The 16318-nt window shown below is 70.1% G+C and carries 16 protein-coding genes; 11 read left to right on the top strand and 5 right to left on the bottom strand.

The features are described 5' to 3' along the window. The first annotated feature begins 252 nt into the window (after positions 1 to 252). The 3 genes from PYV02_RS11505 to PYV02_RS11495 are packed head-to-tail and all read left to right on the top strand — an operon-like array spanning position 253 to position 3324. The gene (locus tag PYV02_RS11505; protein WP_275759165.1) at positions 253 to 525 is read left to right on the top strand and encodes a DUF1272 domain-containing protein; all 273 of its coding nucleotides are present in this window, start codon (positions 253 to 255) and stop codon (positions 523 to 525) included. 11 nt (positions 526 to 536) lie between these two features. After that, a complete protein-coding gene (locus PYV02_RS11500; protein ID WP_275759164.1) occupies positions 537 to 1583 on the top strand; it encodes a DMT family transporter in 1047 nt (348 codons plus the stop codon). 40 nt (positions 1584 to 1623) lie between these two features. Beyond that, positions 1624 to 3324, top strand: coding sequence for an aminotransferase class V-fold PLP-dependent enzyme (locus PYV02_RS11495; RefSeq protein ID WP_275759163.1), 1701 nt, complete (start codon positions 1624 to 1626; stop codon positions 3322 to 3324). A 1-nt stretch (position 3325) separates the two neighbouring features. Here PYV02_RS11495 and PYV02_RS11490 read toward each other — a convergent pair whose 3' ends face one another. Further along, entirely contained in the window at positions 3326 to 4303 is a 978-nt protein-coding gene (locus tag PYV02_RS11490) for an HAAS signaling domain-containing protein (protein ID WP_275759162.1), read from the bottom strand. After that, positions 4300 to 4665, bottom strand: coding sequence for a PadR family transcriptional regulator (locus PYV02_RS11485; RefSeq protein WP_275759161.1), 366 nt, complete (start codon positions 4663 to 4665; stop codon positions 4300 to 4302). The genes PYV02_RS11490 and PYV02_RS11485 overlap by 4 nt, the downstream gene beginning before the upstream one ends. Positions 4666 to 4736: 71 nt before the next feature. On the opposite strand from PYV02_RS11485, the gene PYV02_RS11480 reads away from it, so the two are divergent. Continuing rightward, positions 4737 to 5822: a glycerate kinase gene (locus tag PYV02_RS11480; protein WP_275759160.1), complete on the top strand. Its 1086-nt coding sequence runs from the start codon at positions 4737 to 4739 to the stop codon at positions 5820 to 5822. On the opposite strand, the gene PYV02_RS11475 is transcribed toward PYV02_RS11480, so the two are convergent. Continuing rightward, positions 5819 to 7255, bottom strand: coding sequence for a helix-turn-helix transcriptional regulator (locus tag PYV02_RS11475; protein ID WP_275759159.1), 1437 nt, complete (start codon positions 7253 to 7255; stop codon positions 5819 to 5821). The genes PYV02_RS11480 and PYV02_RS11475 overlap by 4 nt on opposite strands. Before the next feature lie 118 nt (positions 7256 to 7373). Between PYV02_RS11475 and PYV02_RS11470 the strand changes: the two genes are divergently transcribed. The 3 genes from PYV02_RS11470 (at position 7374) to PYV02_RS11460 (ending at position 10608) form a co-directional block, all read left to right on the top strand. After that, complete coding sequence (locus PYV02_RS11470) at positions 7374 to 9203, top strand: phosphoenolpyruvate carboxykinase (GTP) (RefSeq protein WP_420833623.1); 1830 nt, start codon at positions 7374 to 7376, stop codon at positions 9201 to 9203. 132 nt (positions 9204 to 9335) lie between these two features. Beyond that, positions 9336 to 9869, top strand: coding sequence for a sigma-70 family RNA polymerase sigma factor (locus PYV02_RS11465; protein ID WP_275759158.1), 534 nt, complete (start codon positions 9336 to 9338; stop codon positions 9867 to 9869). Beyond that, the gene (locus PYV02_RS11460; protein WP_275759157.1) at positions 9859 to 10608 is read left to right on the top strand and encodes a hypothetical protein; all 750 of its coding nucleotides are present in this window, start codon (positions 9859 to 9861) and stop codon (positions 10606 to 10608) included. Before PYV02_RS11465 ends, PYV02_RS11460 begins: the two co-directional genes overlap by 11 nt. A 60-nt stretch (positions 10609 to 10668) precedes the next feature. On the opposite strand, the gene PYV02_RS11455 is transcribed toward PYV02_RS11460, so the two are convergent. Further along, on the bottom strand, positions 10669 to 11229 hold the full coding sequence (locus tag PYV02_RS11455; protein ID WP_275759156.1) for a hypothetical protein: 561 nt from the start codon (positions 11227 to 11229) through the stop codon (positions 10669 to 10671). Between the two features lie 137 nt (positions 11230 to 11366). Between PYV02_RS11455 and PYV02_RS11450 the strand changes: the two genes are divergently transcribed. From PYV02_RS11450 to PYV02_RS11435, 4 genes are all read left to right on the top strand, one after another. Beyond that, complete coding sequence (locus tag PYV02_RS11450) at positions 11367 to 13412, top strand: TPM domain-containing protein (RefSeq protein WP_275759155.1); 2046 nt, start codon at positions 11367 to 11369, stop codon at positions 13410 to 13412. Positions 13413 to 13440: 28 nt separating this feature from the next. Next, positions 13441 to 14175, top strand: coding sequence for a PspA/IM30 family protein (locus PYV02_RS11445; protein ID WP_275759154.1), 735 nt, complete (start codon positions 13441 to 13443; stop codon positions 14173 to 14175). A 62-nt stretch (positions 14176 to 14237) separates the two neighbouring features. Further along, positions 14238 to 14873, top strand: coding sequence for an NADPH-dependent F420 reductase (locus PYV02_RS11440; protein ID WP_275759153.1), 636 nt, complete (start codon positions 14238 to 14240; stop codon positions 14871 to 14873). 9 nt (positions 14874 to 14882) lie between these two features. Then, entirely contained in the window at positions 14883 to 15695 is an 813-nt protein-coding gene (locus tag PYV02_RS11435) for an arginase family protein (protein ID WP_275759152.1), read from the top strand. Here the strand turns inward: PYV02_RS11435 and PYV02_RS11430 are convergent. Continuing rightward, positions 15692 to 16282 carry a hypothetical protein gene (locus tag PYV02_RS11430; protein ID WP_275759151.1) on the bottom strand — a complete coding sequence of 197 codons (591 nt, stop codon included), beginning with the start codon at positions 16280 to 16282 and terminating at the stop codon, positions 15692 to 15694. The genes PYV02_RS11435 and PYV02_RS11430 overlap by 4 nt on opposite strands. Between the last annotated feature and the right edge of the window lie 36 nt (positions 16283 to 16318).

Genomic DNA, 16318 nt, shown 5'->3' with positions numbered 1-16318 from the left:
CGAGGAGGTGGCGATCCCGGAACTGACCGCGGCATAATCAACTCAGCTAGATCTCGCACGGTGTCCAGAAACTCCACCACTCAGCGGGACGTCACCCTGAGCAGACCGGGCTGACGCGAAGCGGCAGATCGGCGGCTCGGTAGGGGATCGAATCCTGCTGGGGGCACGAAACGACAGATCATTGGCAGGAACCCCAGCAACGGTGTCCGACGAGCGATGGGAATCCGCGCCGCCGGTTCCTAGCCTGGGGTGATGCTCGAGATCCGCCCGAACTGCGAGTGCTGCGACCGTGATCTCCCACCGCACGCTGCCGCATACATCTGCACCTTCGAGTGCACGTGGTGTCCGGAGTGCGTCGAGCTCTTTGCCGAGCGTGCCTGTCCGAACTGCGGCGGCGATCTGCAACTGCGCCCGACGCGTCCTGTCCAAGCCCTGGTGCGCAATCCGGCGAGCACGACGCGGGTGGTGTCCGACAGTTGTCGCGAGTCACTCGCAACGACGGGCGGCATGTCGACCGCGCCGTGATGCAATTGACCATGCGTCTCGCGAGCCTCAGGAATCCCGGCATCCAGGCCGCGCTCGCGGCCGCCGTGCTGTTCGGCGCCGGCACTCCGGTCGCGAAGCTGCTGCTCGGTTCGGTGAGCCCGTGGATGCTCGCCGGCCTGCTCTACGTCGGCTCCGGCCTGGGGCTCGGGCTCTACCGGCTCATCGCTCGACCCGGCCGCGTGCGGCTTTCGCGTCGCGAACTGCTGCCGCTGGCGGGGGCGATCGGATTCGGCGGGGTGCTCGGCCCGGTGCTGCTGATGTTCGGTCTCTCCGGGATGCCTGCGACCGGGGCATCCCTGCTGCTGAATGCCGAGGGCGTCTTCACGGCGCTGCTCGCGTGGTTCGTGTTCAAAGAGAACGTCGACCGGCGCATCGCGCTCGGCATGGCGGCGATCGTCGCCGGGGCGGTGGTCTTGAGCATCCCGACCGGGGCCGAGCTCGGTGCGCTGTGGCCGTCACTGGCGATTCTCGGAGCCTGCCTGTGCTGGGCCATCGACAACAACCTCACCCGAGTGATCTCGCTCACCGACGCGAGCTGGCTGGCCGCCGTCAAGGGCGGCGTCGCAGGCCCCGTCAACCTAGCGATCGCGTTCCTGCTCGGCGCGCAGTTACCGTCCGCGCTGAGCGTCGGCGTGGCGATGCTCAGCGGCTTCTTCGCCTACGGGGTCAGCCTCGTGCTCTTCATCGTGGCGATGCGTCACCTCGGTACCGCGCGCGCCGGCGCGTATTTCTCGGTCGCCCCGTTCTTCGGGGCACTGCTGGCCGTGCTCATGGGGGCCGCGGTGACCGTGCCGCTGCTGATCGCCGCAGCGCTCATGGCGGTCGGGGTCTGGCTGCACCTGACCGAACGGCACGACCACGAGCACCACCACGAGGCGATCACCCACGACCACTGGCACGTGCACGACGAGCACCACCAGCACGATCATCCGGAGCCCGTCCCGGCCGGAACCCGCCACCGGCACGCTCACACGCACGAGCCGATCACCCACACGCACGCGCACTACCCGGATGCGCATCACCGCCACGGGCACTGAAGCGCTGTTCCGCGTCGGCCCGCGGGGGTACCCTTCCTCAATGGTGGCCGTCTCGATCCCGGAGCCCGACCCGGCCCTGCCGAGCCCGCCGATCCTGGCGAGGATCCGCGAGTCGGTGATCGGCGACGACCAGGTCGTGCCCGGCCCGTTCGGTCCGCGGCGGGTGACCTACGCCGACTACACCGCCAGTGGGCGCTCCCTGGGCTTCATCGAGGACTTCGTGCGCGACGAGGTGCTCCCCCGTTACGCGAACACGCACACCGAGTCGAGCGGCAACGGGCTGCAGACGACGCGCCTGCGCGAGGATGCCCGCCGCATCATCCATGAGTCCGTCGGCGCGGACGAGGACTCGGTGGTGATCTTCGCCGGCAGTGGCTCGACGGGCGCGATCGACAAGCTCATCGGAGTGCTGGGACTTCGCATTCCCGCCGACCTGGATCGGCGGTACGGGTTCTCCGCGAGCATCCCGGTCTCCGAGCGCCCGGTGGTGTTCGTCGGCCCGTATGAGCACCACAGCAACGAGCTGCCGTGGCGCGAGTCCATCGCCGACGTCGTGACCATCCACGAGGATGCCGACGGGCACGTCGACCAGGCGCACCTCGCCGAGCAGCTGACCGCGCATGCCGACCGCGCCCTGAAGATCGGCTCGTTCAGCGCCGCGAGCAACGTCACGGGCATCCTCACCGACACCGCGGCGATCACCGCGCTGCTGCACGAGCATGGCGCGCTCGCGTTCTGGGACTTCGCGGCAGCCGCCCCGTACGTCGACATCGACATGGGGCTCGGTTACGACGCCATCGTGCTCTCACCGCACAAGTTCGTCGGAGGGCCGGGCACCCCCGGCGTGCTCGTGGTGCGCCGCGCACTGCTGACGAACTCGGTGCCGCACGTGGTCGGCGGCGGCACCGTCGCCTACGTGAATCCGCTCGAGCACCGCTACCTCGACGATCCCGCACATCGCGAAGAGGCCGGCACGCCGGCGATCATCGAGTCGATTCGCGCGGGCCTCGTCTTCGACCTCAAGCGCGCGGTGGGCGTTCCGACGATCCACGCGCTCGAAGCGGACTTCCTGCGCCGCGCGGTGGCCGTCTGGGAAACCGACCCGAACCTGCAGATCCTCGGCAACCCCGAGGCTGCGCGACTGTCGATCGTGTCGTTCGTCGTGAAGCGGCCAGGCGGTCGTTACCTGCACCACAACGCGGTCGTCGCGATGCTCAGCGACCTGTTCGGCATCCAGTCGAGGGGTGGATGCTCGTGCGCCGGCCCCTACGGACACCGCCTGCTCGGCATCGACCTCGACCGCTCGCACGAGTTCGAGCGCGAGATCGCCGGAGGCTGCGAGGGCATCAAGCCCGGCTGGGTGCGGGTGAGCTTCAACTACTTCATCAGCGACGCGGTGTTCCGCTACATCGTGCGCGCCGTGTCGATGATCGCCGAGCACGGGGCCAAGCTCCTGCCGCAGTACCGCTTCTCCACCGAGACCGGCCTGTGGCGTCACGAGCGCGGCCCCGCCGAGCCGCCGCTGCGGCTCGCGCAACTCGGCTACGACGCGGACGGCGTGCTGCGCTACCCGCGCCACGACGACCGGGCGCCCGAGACCGTGCTCGAGGAGCACCTGCGCGAGGCGGAGGCGCTGTTCGCTTCGCTCCCGGCGCCCGGCGAGGAACACGTCGCGGATCTAGTCAGCGCCGACTTCGAGCACCTGCGCTGGTTCGACCTGCCCGCGGCATCCCTGCGCTGAGCTATTCGCTCACGACGGCGTCCCTCGCGGCGAGCGGACGCACCGAGGTGAACGGTGCCTTCGGCACGCGCGGGTTGGCGTCGGAGGCCGGCAGACCCTCGTTCGTGACCTCGCCTTCACCGATGACCGAGAGCGGGTAGACGTTCCACCCCACCCGTCCGGGCACGTCGGTATTGGGCACAAGGTAGCTCATGCCGTCGAGGGTGATGGCTTCTGGCCCCGCGCTGCCGACGAGGTCGAGCGGGTTGCCGTCCTGATCGAACAGCTGGACATTCTCGAGCAGCGCCCCGTTCTCGTCGTAGGCGAAGATGTTCGTCAACTGCTGCCCGTCCATCGTGATGCCCGGATGCCACGGCAACTCCTCGACGTACGCGGACGGGGAATTGGCCGAGTTCGTGGCGGTGACGACCCACGAGGCGAGAAACGGCGCCGCGACGACCACCAGGATGTTGCCGAGCACGAGTGGCACCCGCATCCACCGCGCCAACCAGCGACCGCGCCCGAACTGCACGCTCAGCACGACCGCGCCGACCAGGATGAGCCAGCCGATGACCGTCGTCGGCAGCGCGTTCCACAGCCCGACAAGCCCGGCGACGAGGAGGTAGAGCGCCCAGCCGCGGAACACCCACCACACGGGGCGGAGCGTGGCGAAGAAGTCGACGAGGCGGCCAAGCCCGAATCGCTCGACGATGGCCCGCCACTCGGCTCGGATCTCGTCGGGAAACGCCCGCAGCCGTGCCTTCACACCCTGAGGCGGTGTGGCTCGCGCGGAGTAGCCGGCAGCTTGCCGCAGATCGTTGGCGTACTGGCGCGGGTCGCCCATGTGCTGCACGCCGGACTCGCTTGCCGCCTCGATGAGGTCGGCTTCGAGGCCGTCGGTGAGTTCGTCGATCTCCTCGGCGCTCAGATCGGAGAGTGCCGCCCGCACGGCTGCGGCAAACCGGGTGATCGCTTCGGGTTCTGCTGTGAGGGTGTTCATGCGCGCGCTCCAATCGTCTTCACTGCTGCAGGTTTCCCGGTGGTGCCCGTGGCGAGCAGGTCGGCCATGGTGTTCGCGAAAGCGGTCCAGCTCACGCGCTGTTCATCGAGCATCTTTCGCCCTTCCTCATTGATGCCGTAGTACTTGCGATGCGGGCCGCCGTCCGAGGGCACGACGTAGCTCGTGAGCGCGCCCGCGCCGTAGAGGCGCCGCAGCGTGCCGTACACGGATGCCTCCCCCACGTCGCCGAGGCCGGCACCGCGCAGCCGTCGCACGATGTCATAGCCGTAGCCGTCTTCGTGCTGCACCGCGGCGAGCACCGCCACGTCGAGCACGCCCTTCAGCAGTTGCGTCGTATCCATGGGATGCACAGTACTACGCATTGCGCGGTACCGCGCACGACACGCCAGTTGGATGCGGATACGCTGCCCCAGTGCCCCGTTCCATCGTGATCGCGCCCGACTCGTTCAAGGGCTCGCTCTCGGCCTCAGAGGTCGCCGCCGCGATCGCCGAGGGCTGGCGCTCGGTGCACCCGCACGATCACCTCGCGATGCTCCCCCAGGCCGATGGCGGCGAGGGCACGCTGGACGCGATGGAGACCGCGGTGCCCGGTTCGGTGCGCCGCTCAGTGGGCGATGTCACGGGCCCCGACGCGCGGCCGACGCCCGGGGAATGGCTGTCACTGCCCGACGGCACCGCCGTCGTCGAGCTCGCGCAGTGCAGCGGGCTCCCACTCATGCGCGAGCTCGACCCGCTCGGGGCGAGCACCCGTGGCCTCGGCGAGGTCATCCGTGCCGCACTCGACTCCGGCGCGACCTCCCTCGTGATCGGCCTCGGCGGTTCCGCGTCGACGGATGCCGCGGCAGGCGCCCTCGCCGCCCTCGGCCTGCGCGTGCTCGACGCCGCCGGCGAAGTGCTGTCCGACGGCGGAGCCGCGCTCGCCCGCGCCGCGCGGATCGACCGCTCGCACCTCGTGCCGCCGCCTGCCGGCGGCGTGGTGCTGCTGACCGATGTCACGGCACCGCTCACCGGCCCGAACGGCGCGGCCGTCGTCTTCGCACCGCAGAAGGGCGCCGATCCGCAGCAGGTACGGGTGCTGGACGCCGCGCTGGATCACTTCGCCCACCTCGCCGGCGGCGAGCCGAGCGCACCGGGCGCGGGTGCTGCCGGTGGGGCGGGGTACGGCTTCGCGGCCCTGTGGGGCGCCACGATCGTCTCCGGCGCCGACCGGATCGCCGAGCTCACCGGGCTCCACCGGGCGATCGAGCACGCGGACGTGCTCATCACCGGCGAGGGCAGGTTCGACGATCAGTCCGCCCGAGGCAAGGTGGTCGGGCAGCTGCTCGATCGCGCCGCCGCCCACGGCGTGCGGACGGGCGTGGTGGCCGGTCAGGTGACGGCGACGACCGACGTGTGGACGGCATCCCTCACCGAACTCGGCGGATCGGTGGACGCGGCGCTCGCCGAACCGGAGCGCTGGATTCGCGCGGCCGGTGCGGCCGCGGCACGAGACCTCTAGTCGACCGAGGCGCTGTGCGCCTCGAGGAACTCGTAGAGTTCCCGGTCGTCGACCCCGGGGAACGTGCCGGAGGGCAGCGGCGACAGGATGTGCGCGTGCAGCTTGGCGCTCGACCAGGCCTTGCCCGACCACCGCTCGCTGAGCCCGGGCTCCGGCAGCCGGCAGCAGGCCTCGTCGGGGCACGTCGATGACATGCGGTTGGTGGTCTCGCGTCCCCGGAACCACTTCGAGTGCGCGAACGGCACGCCGATCGTGATGGAGAACTCCTCGTTGGCGGTGGTGCCCGTCTGCGTCGAGTCGAAGAACGTGCCCTCGGGCGTGTCCGTGTACTGGTAGAACTCCGTCGTGCGGTTGGTGCGGGTGAACGCGGTGCGCGCACTCCACTTGCGGCACACGAACTGTCCCTCCGTCGATCCCGTCACATCCACCGGCAGCCGCAGGCCGTCGTTCTCGTACGCCTTCGCGACCGCCCCGTCGTCGCTGACCCGCAGGAAGTGCACCTCGAGGTCGAGATGCACGGTCGCGAGGTTGGTGAAGCGCAAGGCGGCGGCCTCGTGGGTGACGCCGAAGGCATCCCGAAAGTCCTCGACGGCGATGTTGCGGTCGGCCTTCGCCTGCTGCAGGAACTCCACGGACTGCCGCTGCGGCATCAGCACGGCGGCCGCGAAATAGTTGATCTCCAGCCGCTGCTGCAGGAAGTCCGCGTAGGTGGCCGGTTGTTCATGCCCGAGCACGCGGTGCGCCATCGCCTGCAGCGCCATGCCCCGCAGCCCGTGCCCACCGGGAATGGATGCCGGCGGCAGGTAGATGCGTCCGTTGGCGAGGTCGGTCACCGACCTCGCGGAGTGGGGCAGGTCCGGCACGTGCACGAGCTCGAAGCCGAGCTTCTCCGCCAGCCGGCTCACCGAACGGTGGGTCAGGGCGCCGGTGGTGTGCCCGATGTCGCCGATGAGCTTCTCCGCGATCGCGTCGATCTCGGGCAGGTAGTTGTCGACCGTGCGCATGCGCTGTCGCAGCTCCGTGTTGGCCCGTCGCGCCTCCTCGGGGGTGGCGATGGCCTCCCGGGCACGACGCGCCAGTTCGCGATGCAGGCCGACCAGCGCCTCGAGCGTCTCGTCGCTCGTGCCCTTCGCCGGGCGGATCGCGGGCAGTCCGAGCGAGGCGTACACGCTGCTGCGCTGGGCCCGGTCCAGCTCGATCTCGAGGGCGGCGCGCTTGCTCGGCGGCGCCTCGTCCAGCAGGTCGGAGAGCTGCACCCCGACGGCGGTCGCGATGCCGGAGAGCAGGGTGAGCCGCGGTTCGCGGCGTCCGTTCTCCATGAGCGAGAGCTGGCTCCCGGCGATGCCGACTCGCTCGCCGAGCTGGTCGAGGGTCATCCCCGCGCTCGTGCGGAAGTGCCGGATGCGCTGGCCGAGGGTCACAAGATCGTTCACAGCATCAGGATAGCGAAAGATTCCGCCATCTTTCACCACGTATCGGCGAGCACAACCGATTGTGGGCACCGATAGTGGAAGAACAAGATGATTTGCGTCAAGACGAAGTGAGACAGGCATGAGCATCGCAGAGATGGCACCGAACACCACCGACACCGCTCCCGAGGGCGCTCCGCGCAGCGTCGTGGAGTGGGTGCACGAGGTCGCACGTCTCACGACGCCGGACGCCATCGTCTGGTGCGACGGCTCGCCTGCCGAGTACGACGCCCTCACCCGCGAGATGGTGGATGCCGGCACGCTCATCCGCCTGAACCCCGAGCACCGCCCCTACAGCTTCCTCGCCCGCAGCGACCCGAACGACGTGGCACGCGTCGAGGAGCGCACCTTCATCTGCTCCGAGAACGAGGCGGATGCCGGCCCCACGAACAACTGGATCGACCCCACGCAGATGCGCGCCGAGTTCGACACCCTGTTCGCGGGAGCCATGCGCGGCCGCACGATGTACGTGATCCCGTTCTCCATGGGTCCCCTCGGCGGACCGCTCTCCCGCCTCGGCGTGCAGGTCACCGACTCGCCCTACGTCGTCGCGAGCATGTCGATCATGACGCGCATGGGATCCGACGCTCTGGCGCTCATCACGGACACCACGCGCTGGGTCAAGGCCGTGCACAGCGTCGGCGCCCCGCTCGCGGCCGGCCAGCAGGATGTCGCGTGGCCCTGCAACGAGGTCAAGTACATCTCGCACTTCCCCGAGACCCGGGAGATCTGGTCGTTCGGCTCCGCCTACGGCGGCAACGCCCTGCTCGCGAAGAAGTCGTTCGCGCTGCGCATCGCCTCGACGATGGCCCGGGAGGAGGGCTGGCTCGCCGAGCACATGCTCATCATCAAGGTGACCAACCCCCGCGGCCGGGTGTTCCACGTCGCGGCGGCGTTCCCGAGCGCCTGCGGCAAGACGAACCTCTCCATGCTGCAGCCGACCATCCCCGGCTGGAAGGTCGAGACGATCGGCGACGACATCGCGTGGCTCGGCATCGGCGACGACGGTCGCCTGCGCGCCATCAACCCCGAGGCGGGCTTCTTCGGTGTCGCCCCGGGCACGGGCGTCTCGAGCAACCCCACCGCGATCGAGACGATTTGGGGCAACACGATCTTCACCAACGTCGCACTCCGTGAGGATGGCGACGTCTGGTGGGAGGGTCTGACCGACACGCCGCCCGCGCGCCTGACCGACTGGCAGGGCAAGCCCTGGACGCCGGCATCCGGCACCCCGGCCGCGCACCCGAACTCGAGGTTCACCGTCGCCGCGCGACAGTGCCCGAGCATCGCGGACGATTGGGAAGACCCCAAGGGCGTCGTCATCGACGCCATCATCTTCGGCGGTCGCCGCGCGACCAACGTGCCGCTAGTGGTGGAGGCACGGGATTGGGAGCATGGCGTCTACCTGGGCGCCACGATCTCGTCCGAGCGGACGGCGGCCGCCGAAGGCACTCTCGGCGAACTGCGGCGTGACCCGTTCGCCATGATGCCGTTCTGCGGATACAACATGGCCGACCACTGGTCGCACTGGCTGAGCATCGGCCAGCAACTGCGCACCTCCGGCACCGTGCCGCGGATCTTCCAGGTCAACTGGTTCCGCAAGGGTGCCGACGGGAGCTTCCTCTGGCCCGGCTTCGGCGAGAACTCCCGGGTGATCGAGTGGATGCTGGAGCGCGTCGACGGCAAGGTCGCCGCCAAGGACACCCCGATCGGCTACCTGCCCAAGGACGGCGAGCTGAACCTCGAGGGTCTCGACCTCGCGCACGGCCAGCTCGAGGAGCTGTTCGCAATCGACCCCGTGTCGTGGCACGCCGAGGCCGACGCGACCGACGAGTTCTTCGCGAGCTTCGGCGGTCGGGTTCCCGCCCCGATCGTGCGGCAGCTCGAGGTGTTGCGCTCCAACCTCGGCTAGAGACCCAACGTTGCGCCCCGGTGGGGCGTCTTGGAGGGTGTGAGCACCTTCGCACCCGCGGACACCCTCGCGTCCGTCGCAACCGGCACCCTGGCGTCGGCCAGAATGGAGTCGACGACGAGGAGACGAGCCGTGGCGACCCCAGAGCACTCCCCTGCGCGCTGGGAGGACGTGGTCACCCGGCTCGTGGCCGAGCGAGGCGATGCGCTGACCCGGTACGCGGCATTCGTCTCCGGCCGGCACGAGGATGCCGCGGACCTGGTGCAGGACGCGCTGGTGAAGACCTTCGGCCGGCTGCGCAACGGCTACACGATCTCGAGCGCGGAGGCCTACGTGCGCCGGGCCATCCTCAACACCTTCCTCGACACGGGCCGACGCACCAGCCGCTGGCGGCGCATCCGTCACCTCGAGGCCGTGCCGGAACAGTCGCCCTCCAAGGATGCCGACGTTCAGGCGCGCATCGATCTCATGGGCGAGCTCGCCAAGCTCAGCCCGCGGGAACGCGCCTGCCTGGTGCTGCGCTACTACGACGACCTGAAAGTGGACGACATCGCCCTGACGCTGGAGTTGAGTCCCGGCGCGGTCAAGCGCTATCTCAGCGACGGTCTCGGCAAGCTGCGCGTCTCGCTGGGCGACGACGACGGGGGTGCCGGCCATGGTCGATGAACGCAACCTGCGCGAGCTGTTCGCCGAGTCTCGTCCGGCGGGAACGATCGACGCCGACGCGGTGATCCGCCGCAGCCGGCGGCGCCGACTGCCGATGCAGCTCGCCGCCGGATCCATCGGCGCGCTGGCCGTCGTCGGCATCGGCGTGCTCGGGGTGCAGACCCTGGCGCCGCCCCAGCAGTCGGCCGTGATGATGGAGCAGCAGGATGAGGCGAACGACACGGCGCTCGCTCCCGAGGCCGCCAAGCGCATCCCCGCCGACCGCCTGAACCTGTGCGAGGGCCCGCTCATCGAGGCCGCGCCGAGTGTGTACGGGCTGCAGGCGGAGGTCGTGTTCCCCGCGGTCTCCCCCGCGACCGGGCAGCCGGTGGCCGGCGTCGTACGCGTGACGAACACCGGCGACGCGCGGGTGACCGGCAGCATTGCGAGCGCCCCCGCCGTCACCCTCTCGCAGCAGGGCATCGTGCTCTGGCACAGCAACGGCGCGGTCGACGCGCCGGGCACGGTGGTGGATCTGGAACCCGGGCAGTCGCTGGAGGTCGCGGCATCCTTCACACCGGTTCGCTGCACCGTCGAGGATGACGCGGCGGAGGCGTTCCGCGCCGACCTGCCGCCCTTGGCGCCGGGCGAGTACGAACTCTCCGCGGCGCTCGACTTCGCGCCCGTCACCTCCATGGCCCCGGCGACGCCGGAGCTCGACCTCGTGACGGGACCGCGCTCGACGATCAGTCTGGGGTGACTGCGCGCGGCTCCCCGCCACGACCGTGTGACGGGGAGCCGCGTCGTCCGCCGGTGCGGCCTAGCTCTTGCGGTTCAGCAGGTACAGCACGCCCGTGATCGCGTAGAGCGCACCGAGCACGCCGGCGAGCACGGCGGCGCTCAGCAGGGACACCCAACCGAGGATGTGGATGATCCAGAGGATCCCCCACGCCACCGGCAGCGCGATGACCCACTTGGCGATGCCGCGGGCGACACCGCGCTGGTAGATCGCGAAGGTCGACAGGATGCCGCCCACGACGACGAGCACGGCCGCGATCACTCCGAGCACCGTCGGCGCCGCGATGCCGAGGGCCCCGAGCAACGAGATCACCCCGAACAAGATCCAGCCGAGGCCGAACGCGACGAGCACCACCTTGCCGAACACGGAGGCACCGACCGCGCCGTTCGATCCGGTCTCGCCGAAGGCGACGAGGAACAGTGCGACACCGAGCACGAACAGGGCGACGATCACGATCCACCCGCCGACGGCGACCACGCCGGCCACCTCGAGGATCACCCCGAGCAGCCAGAGCAGCCCTGCCACGACGAGCCCGCCCCCACCGAACAGCCGCCAGTTGGCGGAGTCCTTGTCAACGACCATCTTGCATCTCCCCTTGCGTTGTGCCGCGCCGCAGTCGGGCGCGGTCGGCCCAATTGTGGCAGTCGGCGAAGTCTCAGGGAAGTCCCAGGTAAGGCGATCGCTAGAATCCGGATGTAGCGAATCGAGAGGAACCGCCGATGCTGTCACGACTCGGAGCGACACTCGCCCTCGCCGCCGGACTGGCGCTGCTGGCGGCCCCGGCGGCGCACGCCGACGATCCGGTCGATCTCGGCGGCGCCTACGTGCTCGACACCGTCGGCGCGATCGCCGGACGCGAAGCCGACGTGCAGGATGCCCTCGATGCGCTCTACGAACGCGCCAACCTCGGCCTCTACGTGGTGTTCGTCGACTCCTTCAGCAACCCCGACGATCCGATCGACTGGGCGGACCAGACGGCGCAGGACAACTTCCTCGGCCCGCGCGACCTGCTTCTGGCGGTCGCCGTCACCGACCGGCTCTACGCCATCTCGATCGACAGTGCGTTCCCGCTCTCGGACAGCCAGCTGGATCGCGTCGAATCGGCGATCGAGACGGAGCTGCGCGACAGCGACTGGGCTGCGGCCGCGATCGCGGGAGCCCAGACCCTCGAGGCCGAGGCAACCGGAGTGGTCGGCCCGAATCAGCCGACCGGCACGCCGTCCGAGCCGGAGGCCGGTGGCGGCGGCATCCCGATTCTCCCGATCGTGGGCGGGGTGGCCGTGGTCGGCGCCGGAGTCGGCGTCGGCGTGTTCGTGTACTCGCGCAGACGCGGCAAGCGCGGAGACGGCGGCGGCGACCCTGCCGGGCTCACGCAGCAGCAATTGGACCAGCGCGCTGGAAGCCTGCTCGTGCAGCTGGACGATTCGGTGAAGACCTCCGAGCAGGAACTCGGCTTCGCGGTCGCACAGTTCGGGGAGCAGGCCACCAAGGACTTCACTGCGGCGCTCGCGGCCGCGAAGGCGAAGGTGCAGGAGGCCTTCACCCTCAAGCAGCAGTTGGATGACGCCCAACCGGACAGCGATGCCGACCGGCGCGCCTGGACCATTCGGATCATCGAGTTGTGCGAGGCCGCGGATGCCGAACTCGACGCGCAGGCGGACGCCTTCGACGAACTGCGGGACCTCGAGAAGAACGCTCCGCAGGCTCTGGCGAGTGCACGCGAGCTCGCCGGCGCCGCAGCGCAGCGCCGGGCCGAGGCGGCGACCGCACTGGCCGCTCTGGAAGCGCGCTTCGCCGTTTCGGCGCTGCGGCCGGTGAGTGAGAACCTCACGCAGGCGGACAAGCTTCTCGCCTTCGCCGACGACGCATCGAGCCGGGCGCAGGAGTTGATCACCGCCGGCAAGGCCTCGGCGGCCGCCATCCAGGTGCGAGCCGCACAGGCGAGCGTCGGGCAGGCGAACCAGCTCTTCGACGCGATCGCCTCACTCGGCGCGGAACTCGACACCGCCGCCTCCGGACTCGACGCGGTGGTCGCCGACACGGAGCAGGACATCGCCGCCGCCCGGGCACTGCCGACGGATGCCGCGCTCACACCCGCGATCGCCGCGGCCGCCGAGGAGCTCGAGGCCGCGCGCCGAGCCGCGGACGACCCCACCACCGCCCTGGCGCGGCTCCAGGCCGCGAATGCCGCCCTCGAGCAGGTGTTCACGGGGGTGCGCGACAAGCAGGAGGAACTCGCGCGCGCACGCGGGCAGCTCGACGCGGCGATCGCGACCGCGCGGGCGCAGGTGACCGCGGCGATGGACTACATCACCACGCGCCGGGGCGGGGTTGGCGAATCGGCACGCACCCGCGTGAGCGAGGCCGACCGCCACCTCACGCAGGCGTCCGCGCTCGCCGAGGCCGACCCGATCCAGGCGCTCGCCGAGGCGCAACGCGCGAACGAACTCGCGTCGAGCGCGCTCTCGCTCGCGCGCAGCGACGTGCAGGGCTACGAAGCCCGACAGGACTTCGACACGTCGGGTGGTGGGTACTACCGCGGCTCCGACGGCGCCGACCTCGGTGGTCTGCTCACCGGCTGGATCCTCGGTGGCGGCCTCAGCGGCGGCTCGCGTTCCAGCGGCGGCTCGCGTTCCGGCGGGGGCTCGCGCAGCAGCTGGGGCGGCGGCTCGAGCCGCAGCTCGCGTTCCGGATCCTTCGGTGGGAGTTCCCGGAGTTCATCCCGGCGCAGTGGTGGCGGGCGCAGCCGCGGCGGTAGGTTCTAAACAGTCACGACCTGAAGGAAGGCATCCCATGGCCAAGCAATCGATTCTCGGACGCATCTCGCAGTTGCTCAAGGCGAACATCAACGCCCTGCTCGACCAGGCCGAAGACCCCCAGCTCATGCTCGACCAGCTCGTGCGCGACTACACGAACTCGATCGCCGAGGCCGAGAGCGCAGTCGCTCAGACCATCGGCAACCTGCGCCTGATGGAGCAGGACCACGTCGAAGACGTCGAAGCCGCCGCCGACTGGGGCCGCAAGGCGCTCGCCGCGAGCCAGAAGGCCGACGAGCTGCGCGCCGCCGGCAACACCGCCGACGCCGACAAGTTCGACAACCTGGCCAAGGTCGCGCTCAGCAAGCAGGTCTCCAGCGAGAACGAGGCGAAGGTCGTCGAGCCGACGATCGCCTCGCAGACGCAGGTCGTCGACCAGCTCAAGAAGGGCCTCGAGGGCATGCGCGCCAAGCTCAACGAGCTCACCTCGAAGCGCGACGAGCTCGTGGCGCGGGCGAAGACCGCGCAGGCCCAGCAGCAGGTGCAGGACGCCGTCAAGTCGATCGACATCATGGACCCGACGAGCGAGATCGGGCGCTTCGAGGAGAAGATCCGCCGCGAGGAGGCCATGGTGCTCGGCAAGCAGGAGATCGCGGCATCCACGCTCGACGCGCAGTTCAACGAACTGGACCAGCTGGGCGAGCAGGCCGAGGTCGACCTGCGGCTCGCAGCGTTGAAGGCGGGCAACAGCCCGAAGGCCGTCACCTCCTGACGCGCCGACCGCACGAAGGGGCCCGGGAAGAATCTCGGGCCCCTTCGGCGTTGTAGGCGGGCATGACCACCATCGCGCTCATCGGAGCAGGCAACATCGGCAGCCAGGTCGCCCGCAAGGCGATCCAGACCGGATACGACGTCGTCGTCTCCAATTCGAGGGCGCCCGAGACACTCGCCGACCTCGTCGCCGAGCTCGGTCCGAGAGCGAGCGCGGCCTGGGCCGCCGACGCCGCCGCAGTCGGCGACGTCGCGCTGGTGGCGATCCCGTTGGGGCGCATCGGCGAGATCGACCCGGCGCCGCTGGCGGGCAAGATCGTGCTCGACGCCAACAACTACTACTTCGAGCGGGACGGCCGCATCGCGAGGCTCGACGCCAAGACCGCGACGACGAGCGGCCTGCTGCAGGAGCACCTCGCGGGCAGCCGCGTGGCGAAGGCCTTCAACCACATCTATTCCAAGCACATCACCACCCACGGCACGCCGACCGGTACGCCCGGCCGGCGTGCTCTGGCGACCGCCAGCGACCACGCCGACGCCCGGGACTTCGCCGTGCGACTCTACGACGAGTTCGGTTTCGACGCCGTCGACCTCGGCCCGCTCTCGGAGAGCTGGCGCGTCGAGCGCGACACGCCCGCCTACACCGCCGTCGAGGCGGCTCCGGGACTGCGCGAGAGCATCGCGAGGGCGACGCGCTAGGGTTTGCGCATGACCGTCGCGTTCGTCGTCGTCCCCGAGTGGCAGGCATCGGGGTCATCCCGCGCGATGCGCCTGGTCGACGGTGCGGCGGCGATCTGCGAGGACCTGCCCGTGGCATCCACCCGCGTGGTCGACGTGCCGCTCGAGGCCGGTGACGCGCTCGGCACGGCGGTGCACCGGATGAGCTCGATCGCGCTCGTGCGCGACCGGTTGACGCAGACACTGCGCGGCATCGCCGACACACCGATCACGATCGGCGGGGACTGCGGTGTCGAGCTCGGTGCGATCGGGCACGCGCTCGAACGGCGCCCGGATGCCGCGGTCGTCTGGTTCGACGCGCACCCCGACCTCAACACGCCCCAGTCCTCCCCCTCGGGCGACTTCAACGGGATGGTGCTGCGCGCGCTGCTCGGGGACTGCGAGGCGGGACTGGTTCCCCCGGTGGCACTGGCACCGGAACGTCTCGTGCTGGTGGGAGCCAGGTCGTTCGATCCCCCGGAGCAGGCGTTCATCGCCGAACGCGGCATCCCGGTGCTCGGTGATGACCCCGTCGCGCTCGTCGCGGCGGTCGCGGCGACGGGAGCCACGACGGTGTACGTGCACATCGACCTGGATGTGCTCGACCCGGGCGAGTTCTCGGGGCTCGACTCCCCCGAACCGTTCGGGTTGACTCCGACCGCGCTCATCGCGCAGCTCGACGCACTGCGGGAGCGCTTCGAGCTCGTCGGCGCGGGCATCACGGAGTTCGCGCCGGCCTCGGCGGAGGCCGCGGTCGACGACCTGCCGACCATCCTGCGGATCGTCGCCGCTCTGGCCCGCTAGTTCAGCACTTCGGCGTTGATGCTGTAGTTCGAGCCGTCGAACTCGGTGATGTCCACGCGCACGTCGTGCGCGACGCCCTGTTCGTCGTCGAAGCTGCAGAACGTGGTGTTGCCGACCACGATCTGCACCTGTGCCTCGGGGCAGGCGAGCTCCGGCAGGAACCCGAGCACGGACTCGAGCGCGCCCGCCGCGAGTTGTGCGATGTCGTCGCCCGGCACGGTCGGGTTGCCGGAGGGGTCCGGCTCCACGGTCGGCTGCGGCTCCGGCGCGTTGATCGGGGCGTCGCCGACCTGCACGCCGACCGTGTAGGTGGATCCCTCGATGGCCTCGATGGTCACCGGCGCGTCGAACTGCTCGCCGGTCGTCGGGTCGGTGAGCACGCAGTCGACGACCAGCCCGACCTTGAGCTCGATCTCGCCCGTGCCGCAGTCGATCTCGGGGCGGGAACCCACCTGCTCTTCGAGGGCGTTCTCCGCGGTGGTCGCGATGTCCTCGGCGGCCGCGCTCAACGTTGTGGCGGTGCATCCGGCGAGGAGCGCCACGGATGCGGCGGCGATGGTGGCGATCGATGCGAGGCGGATGCTCACGAGCGGCTCCCGAAAACTGAGGTGGACTGTCTGGTC

The sequence above is a fragment of the Antiquaquibacter metalliresistens genome (genome assembly GCF_029211225.1).
Taxonomy (GTDB): Bacteria; Actinomycetota; Actinomycetes; order Actinomycetales; family Microbacteriaceae; genus Rhodoglobus; species Rhodoglobus metalliresistens.
This window is presented reverse-complemented; position numbering and strand designations above follow the sequence as displayed.